We start from the raw sequence: 23,503 nt of genomic DNA on the forward strand, positions 1-23,503 counted from the left end.
TCCTCACAGGGGGCCTTTCGGCATATGATCAGGCACTTCACCACTTTATCCCTGCTCGCGCTTGTCGCCAGTTGCACGAGCCAAACTACACCGGCTCCCAAGCCTGCATACGACAGCAGTCGCAATCCCGATCTGCTCGCCCCGGATTTGTACCCAGGCGGGGCCGTTGCTTCTAAAGAGCCGGTCGTTCGCTATGGGCGGTACACCCTGGTCAGCACGCTGCCCGAGTCAGGGCAGCGGGATCTGATGGCGCAGATTATCGACGTCTCTATCCCGGCCCATATGAAGCCGAATCTGCGTGACGCCATGCAATACGTCATGGATCGCTCAGGTTATTCGCTGTGCTCGGCTGACTCTGGCCATGTGAATATTCTCTACACGCGGCAACTGCCTGCAGCGCAGTACAAGTTGGGGCCGATGACGTTGCGCAACACCCTTCAAGTACTGGCCGGGCCCGCATGGCAGGTGAAGGTCGATGAGGTGAACCGCCAGGTCTGTTATGTCCTGCGCCCTGGTTATCAGCTTCCGGATTCAACACGGTCTGCGTTGACGCAAGTTGCGCAGGCTAATCCTCCGACTTCAGTGCAGTCTGTTCCGGCAAGCGCTGCAAGCAGCAGTGCGGCCTCTAAAGTGCTGGTGACAACTGCCCCGCCGTCTGTCCCCGTGACGGGTACTGTTTCTTTGCCAGCTCTTGATCAGCCGAAGTCAGTTCCCCTTCTCAACTCGCCGCCTCCCACAAGCGCTGCGAGCACAACAAAGCCCGTCACCGCGCCATCCGCCGTGACTACGCCACCCAAACCCGCCGCCACAGTGGTGGCCATCCCTAAGCCGCTGGCCCAGACATGGGCGGCTTCAACTGGCTCAACCCTTCGTCAAACCGTCGAAGGCTGGGCGGCTACAGCCAACTGGCGGTTGATCTGGAAGGTCGATGATCTGGATTACCCCATTGATGCGCCGCTGCGATTCGAAGGCAGTTTTCAAGAGGCGATCAAGCAGATTTTCCCGCTGTATGACGCCGCTCCCCGGTCTTTTGTCGTCGATGGCAGTTCGTCACAGCGGCTGATTTACATCGCTGAGAGGAAACCCTGATGGCTATGCATTTCTGGGCTCAGGGCGTTGCCCTTTCAGCCATGGTCGCTTTGGTCAGCTCTTGCTCCGTGCAGCGGGTCAATGAATCCGTCAAGCGTGCCGAGCAAGAGGCGGCCACGGCCTCGCAGTACAGCCGCTTCTTGCGTAATCAACAGCAGGAACCAGCCCGTGACACGGTGGTGTTCAGCGATAAGCCGTGGGTTTCTAAACAGCCAATGCTCGCCAAGCGTGGCTTGCCGCTGAGTATGGATTGCGACATCACTTACAGCCCGTCCTATAACGTTGGGATTGCAGAGGTTGCGCATGCCATCACCCGTGAATGCGGGGTTGCCGTGATAGTGGCGCCTGACGCCCTTGACCCGAACGTGTTATCCAGCGCGACTCAAGGCAGCTCAGGACCCATGGCGCCACCGGCCTTGAATTCGGCCGACAATCTTTCCAGCTTCATGCCGGCTGGGGTTATTGGCAGTTTGCCCGGCAATGCCAAATCCCTGAATGCGACGGGCTTGTCCGCGCACAGCACCTTGCCGATCAAGTTCAGCGGAAAGCTCTCGGGCTTGTTGAACCAAGTCACTGCACGGCTGGGCCTGGCCTGGAATTATTCCTCGGACGATCGCAGTGTCCGAATCACTTATTTCGACACTAAAACCTTCGATGTCTGGGCCTTTGGTGATGACCAGGTGATTGAAAGCACGGTGAAGTCCGGGCTGGTCACGTCGACCGGAGGTGGAAGCGGCTCGGGCGGTGGTTCATCGACAACGGGGGCTTCGGGTGAATCCGGAAGCAACCAGAGCACGGCCGTTACGATCAAGACGTCGCTGGTTGACGACATTGAAAAAAACATCAAGACCATGCTGAGCCAACAACCCGCCGGCCGCATGTTTCTGTCCCGCTCCACCGGCACGCTGACGGTCAGCGACCGACCGGAAGTGCTGTCGACTATCGCCAAGTACTTGAACTCGATTAACCGCAGCATCACCCGCCAAGTGCTGTTCAACGTCAAGATTTTCGAGGTGAGCCTCAACGACAAAGACCAAACCGCCCTGAACTGGACAGCGGTCTACACCTCGCTCTCCAACAAATGGGGCTTTTCCCTGAAGAACACCGCGACCGGAATTAGCGGCGACGCGGTTTCAGGCTCCATCAGTATTTTGGACACCTCCGGGTCGCCCTGGGCAGGCTCTAACATCATCATGCAAGCGTTGTCAGAGCAGGGGCGAATTTCCAATGTCCGCTCGCCCTCTGTCACCACCCTGAATTTGCAGCCAGCCCCCATCCAGATCGGCAACGTTAAAAGCTATGTGGCCTCAAGCACAACCACCACCACACCGTCGGTAGGCTCATCCACTTCGCTCTCCCCGGCCACCATCACCAGCGGCTTCAACATGATGTTGCTGCCGCGCATCATCGACCAGGACAACCTGTTGCTGATGATTTCCCTGAGCATGAGCAGCAAGCCCACCTTTCAAACCTTTGAAAGCAATGGCGCCAGCGTGCAGACAGCCGACTACGACACCAAGAACCTGTCACCCAAGGTCAAATTGCGCAGCGGCCAGACACTGGTACTGACTGGTTTCGAGGAGAACAGCGAGAACGCAACCAAATCAGGCGTGGGGGATCCTGGCTTCTTCGGATTGGGCGGAAGCCAGATCCGTAGCACTGGCCACAACATTTTGGTGGTGCTGATCACGCCAGTGGTCGATAGCGAAATAGACAGTCCCAGCGCACTGCATAGCCCTCGCACTTGCCCCAGCCCCGTCACGCTTTGCGCCGGACTAAAGGGGTAAGCCATGGCCGATGAAACCGCCAAAATCCCGCGCGCTCCCCGGGTGCAGATACTGCAGCATCGTGGCAAATCATTCGTCACGGGTCTGCGCTGGCATCCGCTGGGCAGTGTCACCGGACACATGAAAGAAGCGCGGCAATACGGGCGCGAGCACCAGTTGGACATAGTCGCCATTCGAAGAACACCTGCCATCATTCAGGCAGGATTTGTGGCGCGCAGTGATGGCGTTATCAAGGGCATGTATTCGTTAGCCGCCACCTTGGCCGGACAACTCGGCGACTCGTGGATTGCGGCTTGGAAAACGGCCCCAGACCTCGATCAATATGCCCTGGTAGCGGTGTATCAAGGCGGGGTGATTTCCGGTTGCGACATGATCGGCACCGGCGCTGAGGTGCGTCGCCGGGTGGCACAGCAGCGCAGCCGCGGTATCCACTTCACCCATGAATACCTGCCCGTAGAGTTTGAAATGGGCGGGCAAGCCATCGACATTGAAGACCTGCTTCAACCTTCACGGTTAAAACGTGAGTATCGACTGCGCCCTCTGGTGTTTGGGCTATCCAAAGCCGAGCTGCTGCAGTGTGTGATGCTCGGGCTCTTGATCACAGCGGGCGCTATAGGCTGGGCGCAATGGCAGAGTCATCAGGACCAGATTGCCAAGGAAGCGGCTTTTCAGGCTGAAAAAAAACGTTTAGACGAGCTGGCCCGGCTTCAAAAAGACTCGGGCAAAGAGCAGTCGCCTGAAGCCCTGGAACATCCTTGGGCCAAGCGCCCATCGGTGGCTGACTTCGTTGCGCATTGCAGCAAGGTCTTTTACCAACTGCCCCTTTCCATTCAGGGCTGGCAGTTTTCGAATGCCCAGTGCGATGGCGTGAACGTGCTCTCCTCATACAAACGCACGGGTAACAGCACGGCCGATGATCTAATTGCCGCGACCAAGGGCTACTTCTCGGATCACCCAGCCTTTTTTGACGAAGGTAATTCAGCCACGTTGAAGTTCGATATTTCGATCCCCGCAGCCGGGGACGAACCGCTGATGGACGCAATCGACATCCTGGCAAACCTGTCTTCCTGGCTGCACAGCTTCTCGCAAGCACCAACCCTCAAAGAAGTACCGGTCGTGGTGCCGATTGAACCGGCGATACCGGGTCAACCTGCACCACCGCCTCCCCCGCCCCCTAAGTGGAAACAATTTGAGTTGCGATTCGCTACAGGCATTACGCCGCTGGACTCACTGACAGGGGTGCCAGCCCAAGGCCTTCGGCTGCGCGAAATCAGTACCGAATATCAGGCGGGCCATCTCTTGTGGTCAGTGACAGGTGATCTCTATGCGAAATAAAGCGCTGTGGGTTTTGTGCTCAGCAATCACTTTGCTTCCCTCCCTTAGCTGGGCTGCAGAGGGCAACCTGGCCGGACTGAACGTTGGCGAATTGGCCATTGTGCAGAGCCAGACGATTCTCTTCAAAGCTCAGGCTGAGCGCGCCAAGGCGGAGCAATCCATCCTGGGCGAAGTCACCCTGCCGTCCACTGCGAATCCTTTCCAACCGTTGTCAGCCACCCTTCGCGGCACTAACAGCCAGTCGGACTTACCCGTTGTTAAAGCTGTATTCGGATCCGGCAAGCGCCTGCGCGCCACCTTGCTCTACAGCAGCGGCTTTGAAATCGATGCGGGCTCGACTTCACAAGAACTGCCTGGGGGCTACCGCGTAGTCACCCTGACTGTCGACAACGTGGTCGTTGAGCGTGACGGTAAACGTTTCCCCTTGGGCTTTTCACATCAATCCCCAACGCACTCAAGCGATGTGAACAGGCCAACCTCTGGAAGCACTCAGGCGTTGCCCATCCTGCCTGGCTTGATCCCGGGTCAACGCTGATGACGCAGATGACTGCTGGTCCCGAAGACGCCATCGAGCTTTGCTCAGAACCATTTTCTGTAGCGGTCGCGATGCCGCATCAAACCCTGCTAACGGGTAGTGGCGGCCCCTTGGAGTTAAAACCTGAGTTGCGCCAACTGTGCGCACTGACCCGCGACGGCATTTTGTATGTGTCGGCGCAACACCAGACCGATGCGTATGTGATGGCGTTTGAGGACCAGCTCTAACACGAAAACCATCCCTACGAGGTCAAGGTCTGCTCGATGAGCGATATCAAGGCCCTGTACCAGTCCGACGAAGAGGTGAAAGGCACAGCCCTTTCAGCGACTGAGACCGAACGCCAGGCGCAAGTGGTTCACCTGTTGGGTGAGGCACATCGGCGCAATGCGAGCGACGTGCACTTTGTCGTAGGCCACGACATTACCCGGGTGTTTTTTCGTATCCACGGGCTTTTGTGGGAAGCCGAACAGCATCAAAGCCAGGTCGGCATGGAGCTGTGTTCATCGCTCTATAACAGCATGTGCGACGTTGCCAAAGAGCATTTCCTACCGCAGATCAGTCAAGACGCCCGGATCAAACGCAAATACGTCGAGCAGCTCGGTTTGTTCGGGGCTCGCGTGGCCAGTCGACCACTGGTGGATGGCCCGCTCATGGTGTTGCGCCTTCTGTATGACGACAAAACCAAAATGTCACTTGAGGACCTTGGCTTTCTGCCTCAACAAATTGAGGCATTCAATCGCATCCGCAGCTTGCCCTATGGCGTCAATTTGATCACCGGCCCTACTGGCTCTGGCAAGTCCAAGTCTCTGCAAGTGAACCTCAATTGCCTGTATGAAGAGTGTGGTGGCACCAAACACATTCTGACGATGGAAGATCCTCCCGAGTATCCGCTGCTCGCCAATCAGTCACCGCTGGGCGCAGGCGAAACCTGGAATGACGGGATTACCAACACCATGCGCCTGGATCCGGACATTCTCATGTACGGCGAAATCCGCGATCTTGCTTCAGCCCAAGCAGCGTTCCGGGGTGGGATGACCGGTCACCTGGTGCTGTCCACGCTGCACACTAACAATGCGGTCGCCGGGTTACAGCGATTGATCGACATGGGTGTCGACCGGCATTTGGTCACGGATCCGGCACTGATGACCGGTGTGATCAATCAATCCCTGCTGCCCGTGCTGTGCTCTCAGTGCCGCATCCCGGCTTCGCTGCATCTTGATCAACTCAACCCGGCCCTTTTGCAACGCCTTAACGATCTGGACGCGCTCGCCCTGGCCTACCTCAAAGGCCCCGGATGCCCGAATTGCAAAGGTCTGGGCATCACCGGCCGGACAGTGGTGGCCGAAACCCTGCTGCCAGACCTCAAGTTTATGCACGTCTTTAACGCTCAGGGCGCCAGTGCCGCGCGGCGGCATTGGGTCAAGGAAATGGGCGGTATTACCAAGACTGCGCACACGATCATCAAACTGAAAGAGGGCGTGGTAGATCCACGGCAAGCGGAAATGATGATTGGCCCGCTCGACTTCGACCGGCAGATCCTGGAGGTCGATCATGCTGACTGAATTCAGGGAGATGCTTAATCGGTGGGCTGAAGCGTTCTACGCCAAACAATTTGGCAAGAACGAACGCATCCAGTTCTATGAAAGCCTGATGGGCATTCTCGAAGACGGCGTGCCGCTTGAGGAGGCCTTGCTGACCGTGGCCAAAGCCTTCAGCGATAACGGTCTGAAGTTGCACCCGGTGTCCCTCGCCTGCCGCGATATCGCCCAAAAAGTGAAGGGAGGAAAGTCGTTAACCATTTCCTGTGATCGCTGGGTGCCCTATGACGAAAACTCTCTGATCGCGTCTGGGGAAGAAACCGGAAATCTGGTTCAGGCCTTCAAGGATTGCGTGCGCATCATTGAAATACGCCAACGCATAGGCCGCCTCATCGCCTCGGCCACGGTGTTTCCTTCGGTGGTCTGGAGCGTGATGGCCGCGTTGCTGTACGTCATCGCCATGTGGATGGTGCCCTCAATGGCGCAACGCTCCAATCCCGAGGCCTGGACGGGGATCCCGGCCCTGCTCTACGCCGTGTCGAACTTCGTGAGCCATTACGGGCTGGTAACACTGATCGGCGTGGTGACTTTTATCCTGGTCTCGGTTGCCACCCTGCCCGTGTTTTGCGGGCTGCCGGTCACAGCCAGCAGCCCTGCGTGGAAGCTGCAGCTGACCCGACTCTTTCAGACAATGCGTGTGCGAGCTGAAAAGCTCCCGCCCTGGTCGGTATACAAAGCCCTTCACGGCTCAATCTTTCTGCTGAATATGGCCGTGATGTTGCGCTCCGGCATCAACCAGCTCGATGCGCTCAACACTCTGCAACGTAACGCTTCGCCGTGGTTGAAAGAACGGCTCAGCGCCATCCATTACGGCGTCAGTGCCGGCAAAAATTTCGGTACCGCGCTCAAACTCGCAGGCCACGAATTCCCTGATGCAATGGCCATGCACTTTCTGGAAGTGCTCGCGACACGCAAGGGTTTTGCCGAGTCGATGGAGCGCTTTTCCAACCGCTGGCTGGAGCAAACGCTGCAGAAGGTTGAGGCCATTGCCAAGTCCCTTATCGGCGTGTCCTCCATGGCCATGGGCATCATGATGATGTTGGTCGTGGTCGGGATTTTCCAGTTGGCCAGTACCGTGACGGAATCACTTTAAGGACTCACCCACACAACCCAACCTGATATGAGGTACGAAAGATGCCCGCACACACTCGCAATTCTCAACGGGGATTTCTGTCACTGGATGGCATGTTCTGGCTGATGCTGATAGCTGTGGCGCTCGGATTCATTGTGTACATGGGCTACCGAACATTCGGCAACTCAGAGGTCACCATTGAGCAGAGCAACCTCGGCACGCTGATGACCAATACCAAACGCCTGAAAAGTACGACGGGATACGCCACGTCCGGGACCAACCTCGTACCGCCGCTGATAAACCTCGAAGGCACAGGCGGCATGGGCATCAGTGGCACGACGCTCACCAATCGCTGGAACGGAGCCGTCACTGTTGTCAGTAATGGCATGACCTTCACAGTGACTGAAACCAAGCTGCCTAAAAATGCCTGTATCACCCTCGCCTCCAATATGGCCAAAGACAAGCAGACCACCACGGCCATTAACGGCGGTACCGCTGTAGCAGGTGAAATCACTGCCGTGGCTGCTTCGACCAGTTGTTCATCGGATGCCAACACGATCGCCTGGACCTCTTATTGAAGGAGTCGTCTGTGAGCGTCATCTCCGAAGCAGAATTCGTTGACCTGTACTTGGGTGACGGATTCGCAGACGTCAAAGGCCTGCCGGGGTCTGCGCGCCGCGTTGAAGCTCCCTGCGATTGGCGGGCAGACCTTGAACGCTTGCGGATGCAGTGCATCGACAAACACGCTGCCGACCCGGAGTTCGCCTTAATCGAAGATGGTGTGGTGCTAAGGGTCACGCAGCTGCTGGATTTGAACGGAAAACCCGTGTTTGTCCTGAGCAAATCGTCGGTTCAGATTCGTCCATTGGACATGCTCGGCTTACCGGACACCCTGCAAAATGCGCTGATGACCGACACCGTGCGCGGCCTGATTTTTATCTGCGGAGAAATGGGTACGGGCAAGACGTCGAGCGCGGCCTCGCTGGTTAAAGCCCGCCTGGAAACGTGGGGTGGCTTGTGCCTGGCGGTAGAGGATCCACCGGAGCCGTTTTTACATGGTCTGCATGGTCAGGGCCGCTGCATTCAGGTGCCCGTGTGCCGACGCTTGGGCGGTTACGAAGAGGCCCTGATTCTGGCGCTGCGCACCCGAGCCGACTTGTTGTTTGTCGGCGAAATACGCGACAGCGCCACCGCCGCGCAAGTGATCAAGGCCTCGATCAATGGCCATCTGATTATCAGCACGGGTCACGCTGGCAGCGTCATTCAAGGCATTGAGCGCATATGCGCGCTGGCTCACCCCTTACTGAGTAATGCCCGGGAATTGCTCTCCGAAGGGCTGGTGGCGGTTATTCAACAGTCCCTGTCGAAAAACAATGACGCCAGTCGCCGCCTGACACTGCAAACCCTGCTTTTCACCGGAGCAGACGGGCCAGGCATCCGGGAAAAAGTCCGCGCAGGTAAGGTCTCGTTGCTCGATCAGGACATCGTCAATCAGTCATCGAGGAGCCTTTGGAATGATCAATAACGATAATCAGCGCGGCTTTTTGAGTCTGGACATGGCCATAGGGCTGATGGTGCTTACCATCGTCATCACCCTGGCTACGTTGTGGCAGTTCAAACAAATGGACGCCCAGGACTACCGGATAGCGGCCGATCAACAAAAAACCATCGCGCAGGCCCAGGTCAACTATTTGAAGGACAACTTCGCGACCGTACTGGCCAACGCTACGCCAACCGTACCGGTACAGATCACGGTACCGATGCTGATCAACACCCACTATCTACCTGCAGGTTTCAGCGCCACCAATGTCTTTGGGCAGACCATCGTTGGCCTTGCCCGCAAACCAAATCCCAACCAACTGGAAGTGATTGTGATCACCACAGGCGGGCAACCTATTCCGGAAATGGGTATTCGCGCCATAGCTGAACACCTGGGCGGCCCAGGTGGGTTCATCTCTAAAACCGATCCTAGTGTTGTCCAGGGTGTCCGAGGTGGCTGGCAGGTTGCACTGAGTAACTACGCAATTGCTCCGGGCCCCGGTCATACCGCAAGCGCGCTGTTTCTGATGGATGGGACCTTGGCCAACGACTACTTGTATCGCAATGCCGTGCCCGGTCGCCCCGAGCTCAACACGATGAATACTGACCTTGGGATGAGCGGCAACAACATCAACGACGCTGGAACAATCACCGCAGCGGGCAATGTGTCCTCCGCTGCCGAATTGAGTGGTGCCACCGCCACTATCTCCGGTGAGACTTATACCGGCGGCTGGTTCAGAACACGAGGCGACACAGGCTGGTACAGCGAAAAATGGGGCGGCGGGATCTATCAGACGGATCCTGACTGGGTGCGGATTTATAACGACAAAGGTCTGTCAACCAATGGCCCACTGGTGGGTGGGCAAATCACGTCTCTTGCTACGATCACAGCCACTGGCAGACTCTCGACCGGTGAGTATGTCTCCATTGGTGGTTTAGCGGTTGAAGGCACTGCGTGTGGCGATCACACACTGATGGCAAAAAACGCGATAGGTGTCGCGCTCTCTTGCCAGTCCGGCGTTTGGCGTTCAGGCGGCGGCTCAAAAGTGCTCACTGGCTTCATCTCACACAACCAACAAATACCCCTTCCCAGCGGCAGCACCGCCGGACAGTGCACCTGGTCAGCCTCTGACGCTGCCAACCCGCATCCCGCTCCCCGGCCGGACTATGCAGGGGGCAATTATGCCTATGCAGACTCAAATCGCGTGGTGACGTGTGGCTTCTACGACTATGGAACCTTCATTGCCGGGGGCGTCTGTAGCTACGTTATCGCATGCAACTGAACGCTAGAGACCTGCTCCTCCCCTTATACAAGGAGCCTTGACGATGACGATGCACTGGGTCGTTATCACGATACTGCTCATGGCCACCGGGCTGTTTATTGACGCTCAACAGCAAGCGCAGCGAACATCTGAACGGGCAGCACTGGATTCACTAAGCCGCAACATGCTGGTCTATCGAGCGGCAGTCGCTGAGTTTGCCAAATCGAATCCGGGTTTCAACGGTGTCCCTGACGACGCGTCTTTTAGACTTCCGCCATGGTTTATTAAACCTGACGGTGTTGCGTCTTACCTTGAAGCAGGGACGGCATACACCTACGTTCATGGCGCTAACCCGCCAGGCCTGCCGTCGGCACTGGTTGATCTCACTCAATCCATCGCTATCGGGGTAAATAGAACAGGTGTTCTCATCTCGCCTTCAATGGGGTCTACAGGCATCAGCGTTCCTGCAGCCATACCCGAAGGTGCCGTCGTCGCAGTCAATTAATTCGTTACAGTCCGCCGGGTTGCACATACATGGGAGCCCTCACATAATGGACGCGTCAATGTTTTCACCTCGCTGGCTACTGGCGGTCATCAGTAGCGCCCGGTGATGCGGTTTACCCATCACCTCCCCAAAGCACGCTGAGCTCCGGGAAGCGCGTGCGGATCTGGTCGAAAACTCTCCCTGTGTCTCCCTGTTCCAAGCCAGACACGCAGCCGTCAACTCGTGAATAGCGAGTCCAAAGGCACATAGGGTTTTCTTGAGGTTCGAAGCACTGTCATCCAAGAGCCGCACTGGTGTTGCGGCTCACTCTTTTTAAAGCTCACCCGAAGGGTAGCCTGATCATCTTGTGAAAGATCATCAGGCTACCCTTTGGTAGCGGCTTGTCCTTGCCGGTGGCCCGCCGGCGAAACGCAGGGCTCCCTTTGTGCGCGGATGCGTGCCTTATGTTTGCTGGCCCCAGCCACGATAATCGGCCAGGCGAAATTGAACCGTCACGATCACCGCCCAGAGATTAAAGACGCTCAAGACTTGCAGGTGGCATGCTTTTCAGAAATTGCGTGGACCGTAGCCGAGAGCAGTGTTGGTCAGTTGCTCTCGGTGGATTTTCTATCATCTTCCGGGATCTACCGACTTCAGGCACTTTGTCGCGCCTATGCTCTCAGCCTTATTTGCTGTATGTCCTCTTCATCCAAATTAAACCACTCACCATTAATACGTTGCCCGGCGAACATTTCATGGTAGCGCCGCTCTGCAGCGTGGCAATCCGAAAACCACGAACACAATGGGATGGTGTAAACAAACGGGAGATGCACCCCGAACGCTCTCATACGTGCAGGTACATTGCGGGTCCTCCCAATCTTATAGCCGTAGGCCGACTTCAATAGGTAGACGACACCAGCCTTGTCACCTAATAAGGGCTCACCAATTACTTCGATCGGGTTCAAGCGTTCGGGAGAGACTTTCGTGAATGAGCGCTGCCTGGAAGACTTGGGTCTAGCGGCAACTGCCTCACGGATTGTCAGCTCCGCAAAATGCTCTTGCCATAGCTGGTGTAACCCATAATCAACATTCTTTTTATGTGCAAAGCCGAATGCTCCACCCTCCCAATAGCTTCGTCCCTTAGGGGTGTCTACCCATATTTGTGCAGATGTTGATCTCCAATCCACGTTGCGCATTTTTCCGGCACGCTCGGTGATGATGCCCACCCATTTGAAGATCCCAATATTTTCTAAAGGATCGTAAGCCGCAATTGCAAGACCGTGCCCAACCGAAGGAGAAGCTGATTGATTTGCTAAGGAGTCAGGCAGTAAAAATGTCGAAGAAGGCTTTGCCGAGACGACGTCTAGATCGCAAGCAATGCGCCAATATTTTGCTGGAGTAAACATCCATGACTCCCCACTTTTCATAACCAAACCATAGTACTTAATTAGAAATAATACCTACTTCTACTCTGTCTTCCTCTCCTAGGAACCTGACACATACCGCTCGGCGCCTGCTCGTCAAGCCACACAAAAACGCATCAATAGTATGATAAATTCCGCTCAACTGCTGACCATACCGGACCTTGACTCATGGCAACCGTACGTAAAACTATCACCGTGACTGACCAGCAAGACAGCTGGATCAAAGCTCAAATCGAAGCTGGTCATTACACCAATGACAGCGAATACATTCGCGACCTGATACGCCGTGAACAAGAGCGCAGCATTGAGCTCGAGGCAATCCGTGCCGCCCTGTATGAAGGCGAAAATAGCGGAAAACCTCGCGTTTTCGACGCAGAGTCTTTCAAGCAAAGAATGTTGGCTGCGCATGGCTGAATTTCGTCTTAGCCCTGCAGCAGAGTCCGATCTGGAAAATATCTGGCGCTACACTGCCTTGCGATGGAGTGTGGAACAAGCCAATCGATATATCGACCTCATGACAAGGACCTTTGCAGAACTGTCAGAGCAACCTAAAGCTGCCATCGCCTGCGATGACATCCGCCCAGGTTATCGTCGCCGTAACGTTGAACGGCACATGATTTACTTTCGCGTGACGGCTTACGGTATTGCCGTTATTAGAATCTTGCATGATCGAATGGATGGCCAACGGCACTTGTAGTTTGTGAGGCGCAACAATAGAAACATCCACTCAAACTTTAAACGCAACGATCATTGACAAAATCCTGCGTCATTTCCAATCTGTGCTCATGTACCGCTGACGTCGTCAGCAACATGCCCAGTAGTCAGGATCTTCAAGACTACGATGCGGTTACCGCATTGATCCACGCCCAAGATCGCCACAGCTTCCGGTAGCGCGATCAATCGACGCAAGTCGATGGAAGCACCTTGATTACTCACCCATGACGGGCCTCCCCCGTCAGGGCAGGCCTCTCGATTATTTTTGGAGGTCTGATGAAAACCGAGCTGGCTCTCTATCAAGCGTTGATCTCGATTAACGTTCCCGAGCAGAAAGCTAATGCAGTCATTGAAGCTTTGGAGTCCGACATGTTTTCACGCTTGGCCACCAAAGCAGATATCGCTGTTCTGCGCACCGATCTTCTCGCTGAGTTGAAAACTGATATCTCTCAGTTAGAGCTCAAACTCACCATCCGCATGGGCCTGATGCTGTCAGCAACCGCTGGAGTCATGCTTGCTGCAATAAAACTGATGCTCTAAACACCGCTTCACCAGCTCTACCCACCTTCGCGGGGAATACTTTCCCCCAAGGGCGAAGTGTTTCTCCGCTTTCTGCATCTTTGAAACTGGAGAATCACCATGAGCACCTCTCGCACCAACGTAAGCAAATTCTTCGACCTGCACACCACTGGTATTGGTTATCTGAACCGTATCCGTGAAGTCAAACCTCGTGGCAAAGGCAAGCCTTTTATGGCAGTCACCATTGCTGCATTGCGCGGTTCATCCGATGAAGTCGAGTATTCCTATATCGACTGCAACGTCGTTGGCACCGAAGCTGAAATGCTGATTCGTCGCTGCCAAGAAGCCGTTGAAGCCGGTAAGAAAGTGATTGCGAGCTTTCGTATCGGTGACATCTGGACTGATGCATTTACCTACGAGAAAGGCAATAAACAAGGCCAACCGGGAGCCAGTCTCAAAGGGCGCCTGTTGTTTATAGGCTGGATCAAAGTGGATGGCGATACCGTCTACGAAGCCAAACCGAAAGACTCGGTTGAACCTCTTGAGGACAATGCTGAGTCCGATTCGGGGAGTGCACCACAACCGACTGATGAAGAACAACGTCAGTCTGCTTGATTGAAATCAAGGCGCCCTTACGGGTGCCTTTTCCAACATTCGCCACCGGGAAATCACCTCCCGGCCGGGCCTGGTGCTTTCTCGTACCCGGAGAAATGCCATGGACCACCCCACCGCTTTCACCTCTCACCTACTCAAACTTCCCGTGGTTTTAACCCCTAAAGCCTGGGAGTTAGCCGTCCAATGGGACGAGCCCAACGGCGCCGACGTGACTGTACTGCGCCTATGTACCTTGTTACTCAAGGTGTACCGGGAACTGCATCTAAACCCGGGGCAACCTGAAACACTGCTCTGTTACTACCCGCGTATTGTCCAGATCTCTGTGTTAAAGAATAGGCACCTTGAGCTCAAAATCACCTGCGTTGAACCACCAGACGCCGCTTCTTACTTGTGTATTTCGCTCAGTTCGGAGAGTCCGCCCTTCTGACGCCGCATTACAACTCCCCCGATCAAGCCCAAGCAAACAGGGCCTCTCCTCTTGCCAGCAACACGCCTGTCATCCCGACAGACCGTTGTCCGGAGCTCAGCATGATTAACATCCCTGGCCAACTGGCCATCCGTACCATCAGCGGTCGCAATGGCGACTTCAACGTGGGTCGACTATCCACCTCAATCGGTGAGTTCGTCATCAAAGACGCCCTCCTCGACCAATACGACGAAGGCAAATACAGAGGCGACTTTCTGATAACGGAAATCCGCCCTTCGTATTACTCCACTGCAGGTCGTTTGGTCGTTGAGATTCGTGCAAAGCTGGACAGCATGAGCCTCGACGACGTGGACAATTTGACCTCAGAGGACACCGACAAGCTCTCGCCTAACGAACCTGATCCCATTGATGAAGAGCTAACTGCTCCCCAGTCAAAGCCAGAACATCGGCAAACTGAGCGACCCGTAACAGCCAGCACCAAACAGGTATCAAAAACCGATGCCCCGTTTGGAATGTCACCGCCTGACACAACAACAAACCCAGACGCAGATGCTTTGCTGTTTGGCACCCTCTGGCCACTTGGCGACACAGTCAGGCTAGACACCACCGTTGACCGTCAGCAATTACGCCAACAGTGTCGTCGACTCTCAGATCTCGGCTACCTGCATGACTTCAAATTGCAGGTCTGGAACATGTCCAACACCTGACAAAGCCCGCCACTCAACCAAGCCAATCGGCACACCCATGAGGAACTCCCTCTTGGGTGCTCCTCTTCACACCAGGAGCTCACCATGAACCCGATTTTCAGCAACCTGACCACCAAGACGCTGGACCACATCGACGATCACCTCGCTAACAATCAGGTGTCGACAGATGAAGAGCTGTGGGACCTTTTTATAGAGGACCTCGACTTAACAGCCGAACAGGCCGATGCCGCCGTGGAACTTCGCGCTCAATACTGGGTGCGAACATTTCTGAAAAGGCACAGCCCTTTGTTTCAAGAAATCGCCGTCTGGTTTGATCCGAACGACAAATCGTTCAAATCCGACGCACCACTCACTGCGCCTTACTAACACCCCACTCACCACCAACACCCTGAGGGTTTCATAGCCCTTGAGGGCGGTGAAACCCTCCACTCTGGAGGTTCACATGCCCAACCCTAACCCGCTCTTCTACATTGAGGAGTGCCCTGACCTATTTGTTGACGCCTGCGCCTGCGATGAGCAGCGCAATCTGGTCTTTCTCTCTGCCTGGGGCCGCGATACCGCGCTGCAGGAGTTCTTGGCCAGGCTCACGCTCGGCTCATCCGAAAACGGCCTGGAGCAATTTCACATCGTTGCTGAGGGGCGCAGCCTTCCGGTCTTTCCTAACGCCGACTTACTGGAAAAGCGCACAACGCGACAATTTCGCGGCACCTTGTTCGGCAGCCTGCTGCATATCTGGCTGTTCGATCGACGCTGCGCCCAGCCCGACCGAGCCAATCACTTGGCCTACGCCCTGCTTGAAAACGGGCAATCACCTGATCAACGGCTTTGGCCGCTGATCACTGAAACCTGCCCGTTGCCGCTTCTGCCGCACTGGCGTGAACCAGTCCTGGACGTACTCACCCAACACGACATGTTGCTGCCCCTTCCGGGGACGTTAGGCCCCATCACAGCCTGGCGTTTATCGCTGCAGCTCGACGTGCTTGAACCTGCCTTGGGCGATTTGATTCGCGTGGGCCACCTCACCACTCACGCTCAATCCTGAGCCTTCTAACAAGGAGCCTCATCATGGCTTTGATGTTTCCGCGCCTGGCGCACAACTTCGCCCGCAACGGCTACTACCCTACCGACGAAACCACACTGGAACGCGTGTTGCTCGCTTTGGCACCCTCTCCCAACGGCAAAATGCGGATCTTTGATCCGTGTGCCGGTGAAGGCGCTGCACTGGCAGAAACCGCCCATGCACTGGGCCGTGATCGCGTAGAGGCTTACGCGGTCGAGTACGACCAAGAACGTGCTGAACACTGCAAAACACTGCTTGATCGCGTGCTGCACGGCGACCTGATGGACACCCTGATCAGCCGCCAGTCTTTTGGACTGCTGTGGCTCAACCCACCGTACGGAGATTTGGTCAGCGACCATTCCGGCGCTTCACAGTACCAAGGCAGCGGTCGCCAACGCCTGGAGAAAGCGTTCTATCAACGAGCGCTTCCTCTGCTGCAATACGGCGGCGTGCTGGTGTTTATTGTTCCGCACTATGTGCTGGACGACGAACTGTGCGGATGGCTGTGCAACCACTTCACTGAGCTGAGGATATACAGCGCGTCTGATCCGACATTCAAACAGGTTGTGATTTTCGGCATCAGGATTCGACGCCAGGATCTGGCTCAACCACAAGACGTCAAACACCTACGCGCACGCCTTCAGGCTATCGGCGCCGGGACATTAACAGCAGAAGCGCTACCCGACAGCTGGCCGTGGGAGCCCTACAGAGTCTTGTCGGCGACCACAGAGCAGGAACACTTCTACCGCATCACACTGGAACCGGAGCAATTCAGCCAAGAGGTCAAACGACTGCGCGGCCTGTGGCCGGACTTCACCCTGCACTTCGGTCAAAACGGCATACAACCACGACCGCCTGTTCGGAAATTGTCGAGCTGGCATCTGGCATTGGCTTTAGCTGCCGGAGCGATATCGGGTGTTGTTACCTCAAAAAATGGGCGCGTATTAGTGCTCAAGGGCGACACCTACAAAGACAAGGTCCGCAAGACCGAGTTTACCGAAGACCAGGACGGCAACGTCTCCGAGGTCAGCATCCTGACTGATCGTTTCGTGCCGATTATCCGGGCATGGGACATGACGCCTGGCTCACCCGATCTCGGACGTGTCATCACCATCAGTTCCTCGGCTGATACACCAGCCAAGCCCGATGAGCCACACCCGACGCCCTCGCTCTTTACGCCAGGACGTTTGGTCATCACCCAGGGCATAGCTGATCTGGTGGACAACGACATTCTCGACGTAACCCACTATCTCAAACGGCACTTTGCGGGCGACTGGGGCGAGATCGAATATTACGACCAGACCAGTAACCAACACGCACTTACTAATGTGGACCGCTTGCTCTCCAGATACACCCTCGACGATGACAAAGAACCTGAACTCTGGATCATCACCGAAGCCGACCGAAGCGCAACCACCGTGTTGCTGCCATCGGAATACTGACCCACCCCGCCAATCCGGCACCTTCTCACTCAACCCACAGGGTATTCACCATACCCGTCGGGGTGTCGTGCATGCCCTGTTTCATCCTTCCCGGAGAAACATCCATGAACGACTTGTCCCAAGGCTTCACCCAAGCCCCTCCCTCAACCCTGTCCATTGGACTGACTCAATTCATCAACGAGTTCGGCGATGAACTACTCGACTCTCTCAATCGTTCCAACCCACCGGTCTACGCCGGACACTTGAACCCTGCACGCCAACGAATAATGGACGGCCTCAAACGCCAACCGTTTCCCGCACAGGCCGAAGTGGTACAAGCCGTGACTGCCCTGCTACTCGATCGCAATGAGCAGGCAGCCATCATCAACGCCGAAATGGGCACTGGCAAAACCATGATGGCCATCGCCGCTGCAGCCGTTATGCACAGCGAGGGTTATCGCCGCACGTTGGTCATCGCGCCTCCGCACCTGGTCTACAAGTGGCGACGCGAGATCCTTGAAACCCTTCCGGATGCACGGGTTTGGGTACTGAACGGGCCCGATACTTTGGTCAAACTCCTCACCTTGCGCGATCAACAGGGCAATGCGTATGACGGGCGACAAGAGTTCTTCATCCTGGGGCGCGTGCGCATGCGGATGGGGTTCCACTGGCGTCCAGTCTGTTGGCCACGTCGTTCTGGCGGTGGCCATCGCTTTGCAAGCTGCCCCAACTGCGGCCAAATGCTTAAAGACCAAGACAGCAATCGGATCACTGTCGAAGTATTTATCCAAGAAGAACGCCGACGAAACTGCCCTCATTGCCAAAGCCCACTGTGGACGCTCATGCGTCCGGGCAAAGTTGAGAGCGGTACTCGTCGATCAACCATTCATAAATCAATGTGCCGCATACCGACCATTGGCCCGATACGCGCCGACCGCTTGCTGAACGACTTCGGGGAGGACTTTCTCGCCTCGATGCTGATCGACAATGTCAGCGAGTTCATCAACCTGATGGATGCTCAAGGCAATTTCGTCTTTAGCGACCGCCAAGCCAAGCGCATGGAGCGCGCCATGGCCAACATCGAATTCGGTTTTGGCGAGGGCGGTTACCAACCCACCGAGTTCATCAAGCGCTACCTGCCTGATGGCTACTTCGACCTGCTGGTCGTAGACGAAGGGCACGAGTACAAAAACAGTGGCTCGGCCCAAGGCCAGGCCATGGGCGTATTGGCAGCCAAAGCGCGTAAAACCGTTTTGCTGACCGGCACCTTGATGGGCGGCTACGCCGACGACCTGTTCTACCTCCTGTTTCGCATCCTCACACACAGCATGATCGAGGACGGCTACAAACCTAACGTACGCGGCAGCATGGCCCCCTCAGCCATGTCATTCATGCGCGACCACGGGGTGTTGAAAGACATCTACACCGAGCGAGACAACCAATCGCACAAAACCGCCAAAGGCAAAAAACTCTCGGTACGCACGGTAAAAGCACCCGGCTTCGGCCCCAAAGGCATTCACCGCTACGTGCTCCCCTTCACCGTCTTTCTTAAGCTCAAAGACATTGGCGGCAACATCCTGCCGACCTACCAGGAGGAATTCATCGACATCGCCATGTCGACAACACAGGCCTCGGCCTACCAGCAACTGGCAGGCAAACTCACCGCAGAACTTCGTCAGGCACTGGCCCGTCGAGACACCACCCTTCTGGGCGTGGTACTCAACGTACTCCTGGCCTGGCCAGACTGCTGCTTCCGACCGGAAATCGTCAAACACCCACGCAGCAAAGACACGTTAGCCTTTGTGCCTGCGATATTTGCAGATGAAGAAAAGATGCCCAAAGAACAGGCGTTGCTCGACCTCTGCCTCACGGAAAAAGCCAAAGGCCGCAAGGTCCTGGCCTACACCGTGTACAGCGGCACCCGCGACACCACCGCACGCCTGAAACGGTTGCTGGAACAGGCCGCTTTGAAGGTAGCGGTGCTGAGGGCGTCAGTGGATACCGCCAGGCGCGAGGATTGGATACTCGACCAGGTAGACCGAGGGATCGACGTGCTGATCACCAACCCGGAGCTGGTAAAGACCGGGCTGGACCTGCTCGACTTTCCCACCATCGCCTTTCTGCAGACCGGCTACAACGTCTACACGTTGCAACAGGCGGCGCGAAGGTCATGGAGGATTGGTCAAAAGCATCCGGTGCGGGTGATCTTCTTCGGCTATGCCGGCAGCTCGCAGATGACTTGCCTGCAGTTGATGGCCAAGAAAATTGCAGTAGCGCAAAGCACGTCAGGAGATGTGCCCGAGTCAGGGCTGGACGCGCTGAATCATGATGGGGATTCGGTGGAGATGGCGTTGGCGAGGCAGTTGATTGGGATGTAGGTGGATGGCCACCCTTTGGGGTGGCAGTTTTTTAGCAGGCATCACACATGCTAAAAAATTGTCAAGCAAGAGCAGCTCCCCCCTTGGCCGATTCAATTACTGCTTAGGAAGCGAGCGACAATGTTTACACACTGTCTCCCAGCGTCCAAAGCGGTAACGTTGATACTGCCGTACAGGCACTACCTTTTCATGATTACTCATGACACGTCCTCCATCCGTCCTCAGCATGCTGCTGAGCGCCCTCACACTCAATATGCGAAGCAGTGCAATCGAAGGTGCGGCGGTACTAGAGATCCTTGGGGGTAGCTGCGAAAAATATGTTAACAAGATCTGACGGGTATGTGAAGGCCAATTGCCATACATGATAGAAATTGTCCGTCTCATTTGGCTTTTTTCTTACACACGTGTCCAGCAGTTCTTGGATCACAAGCTAGGTGCTCAAGCCATCATTAGGTTGTAGTGTTCCTCAAAATCCGTAACAACGAAAATTTTCTTGAACTGTTCTAGGTACTGCTTAGGATCGATATCTCCAAATTCGGTGAGATTGACTGGATCTGAATGCGACTCCCGGTTTATATAACGATACAGAGCCCTGAAATCCGGATTCTGTTCCGACAGCTCATCGATCACTTTCCACAATTTATCTTTTCGTTGAACAAAACTAAAATAATACTCAAGAATATTTCTCATCATATTGGGAATTAGTGCTGGAGAAGCCTTACCCTCAAGTGCGTCTTTTATCGTATGCCAGAATGCGTGATAATCGTTTTTTATGTCACGTTTGCTAAGCGTTTGGATCGCACTATGAGTAGCTTTTGAAACCTTAAAAAGTGCCATTTCGTTTTCACGCTTGTCGTCCTCAACTAGCTTCATGAGCTCATGATAGAAGAATAAATTGTGAGTCATCACGATCACCTGCTTGAATCGGTTGGATGGCAGCAATACATGTCGTCGAATCAGGGAGGCCACATCATAGATGTAGTTGTGGGAAAGGCTAGATATAGGGTCATCGATGACTACAATACGCTGGCTTTTCTGTTTCGTTGATTGAGCGTCAAGCTCACCATTGCACACTTCAAGGAAATAGAGGAAAGAAATCAAAGTCTTTTCCCCCTCACTCAACGATTTAAAGACCTTGTCCTGGGACTGGGGCCTTTGCAATCTATACTGAGGTATCTGTCCTTCCTCTCTCAGCAGCTCAAAACCATGCAACCCTAACAAACCCAGCCACCGGTTAATATTTTCGACCGACTGATCAATATTGGTTATCTTAGACCGGCTGTCTACTATCACCTGACGTTGCACATTTATATGTGTACGAATTTGTTGCACTACATCTCGCTTTTCGCTTCGCTGAAGCTTGAGCACTTCAAGTTTAGGTTGAGTATCGTTCACCAGATCAGCGCAAGCGTCTCGATAACAATGCCAAAAACGGTCATTGATAATGTTGAGGTGTTTCTTTTTTTCACGAACTTTCTGGTTAAAAGCATCAATACGTACTTGCTCCAACTCGATCAACCTGTTTATTTCCTCGATCAAACTTGAGGTGGAGGATAAGGTGATTACCATTGAAGGCGTAGAAATTTTCGTCTCTATGAAGTTGAAATTCTCGATTAATAACGCCTTGAGATCAGAGGTTAACTGAGTTAGTTCCGAGGTTGGATACTCAACACTTTCGATCTGAGAAATGACCTGAGACAATCCTGAAGCATACTTTGAGCGCAGTATCTGAAGCCTATCAATGCGTTCTTCATACGTCGTATCAAAGACTTTCCGAAGATTCTCATAGAATTCCTCAGGCAGTTGCTGTTGACAAAGCGGGCACTGATGCGATTGCTCATTGAGATAAGAAAAGGAATGCTTGACCCAGTCTGAGTTTCCAAGTGACATAATCAAAGCAGATAGGTAAGACTCATCAGAACCGATTATCTTTTCCTGAAGCAGTTCGTCATGCTCTACAGCTCTAGCTAACAGCGTAAGCTTCTGAATCGGTTGAATTGGACGGTCATCGGCTTTAAGCAACTCATCAGCCTCAGCAGCAAGGTCCGCAAAAGTATCAGGACTGACCGAGTGGACCATACTGATCACCTTCTCAAGCATTCGCTCCTTTGTATTTTGACCTTGCAAGCAATACCTTAGCGCTGTGGGTTCTACTTGCTTTCGCAAAGCCCAAACTCCATCTTTAAGTGCTTGCTCCAATGCCTCTTGAGCAGACCGGATCTCTAAGCCACCTTTTATCTCTAATTCAAGATCAGCTTCTAGGGACTTAATTGCAGCATCCGCTTCTTCCAGAGCTTTCTCAGCTTCAATGTTTCCTTGGTTAAGAGTGAAGACTCCAGGTTGACTACCACCATGGAAGTTCTTCTCAATGAAAGACTGGTTGTAAACGCAGACGTCTTGTGGTCCTGCCTGCTCATCAATAGTGCAGTTTTGGAATGCAGGCTGATCCATAGCCTGTAGGTAATTCCCAATGGTGGATTTACCCGTACCGTTTTGTCCGTAAATTAAATTAATTTTTTTTAATGGACCCAGTACTGTAGGAACCGCAGGTGAGTAACTGGAAACATTTTGTAATGACACGCTCAGAATCATCAGGGCATTCCTTGGCTATCGACGGACTTAGATGAACAATAATATGAGCCTTTGAAGAACGCCAATAGCATTTTGGCATCAAGTCTAGATCTCCAAACACGCCTTCCCGCCAAAAAACACCTCACCCCAAAAACCTATTTCCTAATGCCCCGCCTACCCCACCCTGACACCCTGTCCTCGTTCTCACGCGAGGCTGCCCATGAACCTTCCACGCCCTACCCGTACCACGCTGATTCTCAGCCTGTGCCTCGCCCTTCTGGCAGGCGCACTGGGCTATGAGCACCACCATCTCACCAAGCTGACCAACAGCCTGGCAGCCACCGCCGACAAGGATTCACTTGATGCGTTGCTGATACGCCTGGCCAAGGTGGATGAGCGGCTGGATACCGTGGACGGCAAGCACTTGGTGTCCAACGATGACTTCCGCTCCAGCCAGCAAGCGCTGTCCAATCGCATTGATGCTGTTCAGGCATATGCCAAACAAGCGGCGGGATCGATTGAGGAGCTCTCACGCAGTGTGATGGCCGCCGAGCAGCAGGTGCTGCAGCTCAAGGCGAGCATCGAACTGATCGATAGCAAGCTCGAAGAGTTGAGCAAATCTCAAGCGTCATTGCCGCCTGCTGCCCTACCCGTCAAACCCTCCCCGCGCAAGAAACCTCCTCCCCCCCAACCACCACCCTTCACTGTGATTGGCATCGAATATCGCGGTGGCGAGCGCTTTTTGTCGGTTACTCCACCGGGGAGCACGCAGTTGAGTCAGGTCAATCTGATCCGCCCCGGTGATGGGGTTGCTGGCACGGTTTGGCGGCTCAAGGCGCTGGACCAGCAACTGGCCCATTTCGATGTGGCTGGCCTGCCGAAAACCCTGGCTGTTTCGCCTTAGGAGGTCACAGTGACGCATTCAACAACGCGCTCCAATCACGTCAGATTGGCAATTGCAGGGCT

The 23,503-nt window shown here is 54.7% G+C and carries 22 protein-coding genes and 1 pseudogene; 20 read left to right on the forward strand and 3 right to left on the reverse strand.

What is annotated here, in order from left to right; all coding sequences use genetic code 11:
* The first annotated feature begins 24 nt into the window (after window positions 1-24).
* From GHO32_RS21770 to pilM, 10 genes and pseudogenes are all read left to right on the forward strand, one after another.
* Window positions 25-1,089 (forward strand): TcpQ domain-containing protein, encoded by a 1,065-nt coding sequence (locus GHO32_RS21770; RefSeq protein ID WP_153335480.1) that lies wholly within the window; start codon window positions 25-27, stop codon window positions 1,087-1,089.
* Window positions 1,089-2,876 (forward strand): PilN family type IVB pilus formation outer membrane protein, encoded by a 1,788-nt coding sequence (locus GHO32_RS21775; RefSeq protein ID WP_153335481.1) that lies wholly within the window; start codon window positions 1,089-1,091, stop codon window positions 2,874-2,876. The genes GHO32_RS21770 and GHO32_RS21775 overlap by 1 nt, the downstream gene beginning before the upstream one ends.
* Before the next feature lie 3 nt (window positions 2,877-2,879).
* Complete coding sequence (gene pilO2 / locus GHO32_RS21780) at window positions 2,880-4,211, forward strand: type 4b pilus protein PilO2 (protein ID WP_153335482.1); 1,332 nt, start codon at window positions 2,880-2,882, stop codon at window positions 4,209-4,211.
* Between the two features lie 31 nt (window positions 4,212-4,242).
* Window positions 4,243-4,746 carry a type IV pilus biogenesis protein PilP gene (gene pilP, locus GHO32_RS21785; protein WP_256665561.1) on the forward strand — a complete coding sequence of 168 codons (504 nt, stop codon included), beginning with the start codon at window positions 4,243-4,245 and terminating at the stop codon, window positions 4,744-4,746.
* Between the two features lie 71 nt (window positions 4,747-4,817).
* Window positions 4,818-6,308 (forward strand): annotated as a pseudogene (locus GHO32_RS21790) (GspE/PulE family protein).
* The gene (locus GHO32_RS21795) at window positions 6,298-7,437 is read left to right on the forward strand and encodes a type II secretion system F family protein (RefSeq protein ID WP_153335484.1); all 1,140 of its coding nucleotides are present in this window, start codon (window positions 6,298-6,300) and stop codon (window positions 7,435-7,437) included. The pseudogene GHO32_RS21790 and the gene GHO32_RS21795 overlap by 11 nt, the downstream one beginning before the upstream one ends.
* 41 nt (window positions 7,438-7,478) lie before the next feature.
* A complete protein-coding gene (locus GHO32_RS21800; RefSeq protein ID WP_178113921.1) occupies window positions 7,479-7,994 on the forward strand; it encodes a type 4 pilus major pilin in 516 nt (171 codons plus the stop codon).
* A gap of 11 nt (window positions 7,995-8,005) precedes the next feature.
* Entirely contained in the window at window positions 8,006-8,941 is a 936-nt protein-coding gene (locus GHO32_RS21805; RefSeq protein ID WP_368668472.1) for an ATPase, T2SS/T4P/T4SS family, read from the forward strand.
* The gene (gene pilV / locus GHO32_RS21810) at window positions 8,931-10,238 is read left to right on the forward strand and encodes a shufflon system plasmid conjugative transfer pilus tip adhesin PilV (protein ID WP_153335485.1); all 1,308 of its coding nucleotides are present in this window, start codon (window positions 8,931-8,933) and stop codon (window positions 10,236-10,238) included. Before GHO32_RS21805 ends, pilV begins: the two co-directional genes overlap by 11 nt.
* Before the next feature lie 43 nt (window positions 10,239-10,281).
* The gene (gene pilM / locus GHO32_RS21815; protein ID WP_153335486.1) at window positions 10,282-10,722 is read left to right on the forward strand and encodes a type IV pilus biogenesis protein PilM; all 441 of its coding nucleotides are present in this window, start codon (window positions 10,282-10,284) and stop codon (window positions 10,720-10,722) included.
* A gap of 650 nt (window positions 10,723-11,372) precedes the next feature.
* Here the strand turns inward: pilM and GHO32_RS21820 are convergent.
* Window positions 11,373-12,107: a GIY-YIG nuclease family protein gene (locus tag GHO32_RS21820; RefSeq protein ID WP_178113922.1), complete on the reverse strand. Its 735-nt coding sequence runs from the start codon at window positions 12,105-12,107 to the stop codon at window positions 11,373-11,375.
* Window positions 12,108-12,293: 186 nt separating this feature from the next.
* On the opposite strand from GHO32_RS21820, the gene GHO32_RS21825 reads away from it, so the two are divergent.
* Together GHO32_RS21825 and GHO32_RS21830 are read left to right on the forward strand one after the other, a co-directional pair.
* The gene (locus tag GHO32_RS21825) at window positions 12,294-12,539 is read left to right on the forward strand and encodes a type II toxin-antitoxin system ParD family antitoxin (protein WP_153335488.1); all 246 of its coding nucleotides are present in this window, start codon (window positions 12,294-12,296) and stop codon (window positions 12,537-12,539) included.
* A complete protein-coding gene (locus GHO32_RS21830; RefSeq protein ID WP_153335489.1) occupies window positions 12,532-12,822 on the forward strand; it encodes a type II toxin-antitoxin system RelE/ParE family toxin in 291 nt (96 codons plus the stop codon). Before GHO32_RS21825 ends, GHO32_RS21830 begins: the two co-directional genes overlap by 8 nt.
* 86 nt (window positions 12,823-12,908) lie before the next feature.
* Here the strand turns inward: GHO32_RS21830 and GHO32_RS21835 are convergent, their stop codons facing one another.
* A complete protein-coding gene (locus GHO32_RS21835) occupies window positions 12,909-13,061 on the reverse strand; it encodes a hypothetical protein (RefSeq protein ID WP_153335490.1) in 153 nt (50 codons plus the stop codon).
* Window positions 13,062-13,115: 54 nt separating this feature from the next.
* Between GHO32_RS21835 and GHO32_RS21840 the strand changes: the two genes are divergently transcribed.
* The 7 genes from GHO32_RS21840 (at window position 13,116) to GHO32_RS21870 (ending at window position 19,966) form a co-directional block, all read left to right on the forward strand.
* Window positions 13,116-13,379, forward strand: a complete 264-nt coding sequence (locus GHO32_RS21840; RefSeq protein WP_153335491.1) for a hypothetical protein — start codon at window positions 13,116-13,118, stop codon at window positions 13,377-13,379.
* Between the two features lie 99 nt (window positions 13,380-13,478).
* Complete coding sequence (locus tag GHO32_RS21845) at window positions 13,479-13,973, forward strand: STY4534 family ICE replication protein (protein WP_153335492.1); 495 nt, start codon at window positions 13,479-13,481, stop codon at window positions 13,971-13,973.
* Window positions 13,974-14,501: 528 nt separating this feature from the next.
* A complete protein-coding gene (locus GHO32_RS21850; protein ID WP_153335493.1) occupies window positions 14,502-15,107 on the forward strand; it encodes a DUF3275 family protein in 606 nt (201 codons plus the stop codon).
* Between the two features lie 84 nt (window positions 15,108-15,191).
* The gene (locus tag GHO32_RS21855) at window positions 15,192-15,473 is read left to right on the forward strand and encodes a hypothetical protein (RefSeq protein ID WP_123749971.1); all 282 of its coding nucleotides are present in this window, start codon (window positions 15,192-15,194) and stop codon (window positions 15,471-15,473) included.
* 76 nt (window positions 15,474-15,549) lie between these two features.
* Window positions 15,550-16,149 (forward strand): hypothetical protein, encoded by a 600-nt coding sequence (locus tag GHO32_RS21860; protein WP_153335494.1) that lies wholly within the window; start codon window positions 15,550-15,552, stop codon window positions 16,147-16,149.
* A 23-nt stretch (window positions 16,150-16,172) separates the two neighbouring features.
* The gene (locus GHO32_RS21865) at window positions 16,173-17,609 is read left to right on the forward strand and encodes a DUF6094 domain-containing protein (protein WP_153335495.1); all 1,437 of its coding nucleotides are present in this window, start codon (window positions 16,173-16,175) and stop codon (window positions 17,607-17,609) included.
* Between the two features lie 104 nt (window positions 17,610-17,713).
* A complete protein-coding gene (locus GHO32_RS21870; protein WP_153335496.1) occupies window positions 17,714-19,966 on the forward strand; it encodes an SNF2-related protein in 2,253 nt (750 codons plus the stop codon).
* Between the two features lie 438 nt (window positions 19,967-20,404).
* On the opposite strand, the gene GHO32_RS21875 is transcribed toward GHO32_RS21870, so the two are convergent.
* The gene (locus GHO32_RS21875) at window positions 20,405-22,558 is read right to left on the reverse strand and encodes an AAA family ATPase (RefSeq protein WP_153335497.1); all 2,154 of its coding nucleotides are present in this window, start codon (window positions 22,556-22,558) and stop codon (window positions 20,405-20,407) included.
* Window positions 22,559-22,757: 199 nt separating this feature from the next.
* Between GHO32_RS21875 and GHO32_RS21880 the strand changes: the two genes are divergently transcribed.
* Window positions 22,758-23,441: a methyl-accepting chemotaxis protein gene (locus GHO32_RS21880; RefSeq protein ID WP_153334989.1), complete on the forward strand. Its 684-nt coding sequence runs from the start codon at window positions 22,758-22,760 to the stop codon at window positions 23,439-23,441.
* Window positions 23,442-23,503: the final 62 nt, after the last annotated feature.

The sequence above is a fragment of the Pseudomonas sp. FSL R10-2189 genome (genome assembly GCF_009600325.1).
GTDB lineage: Bacteria > Pseudomonadota > Gammaproteobacteria > Pseudomonadales > Pseudomonadaceae > Aquipseudomonas > Aquipseudomonas helleri.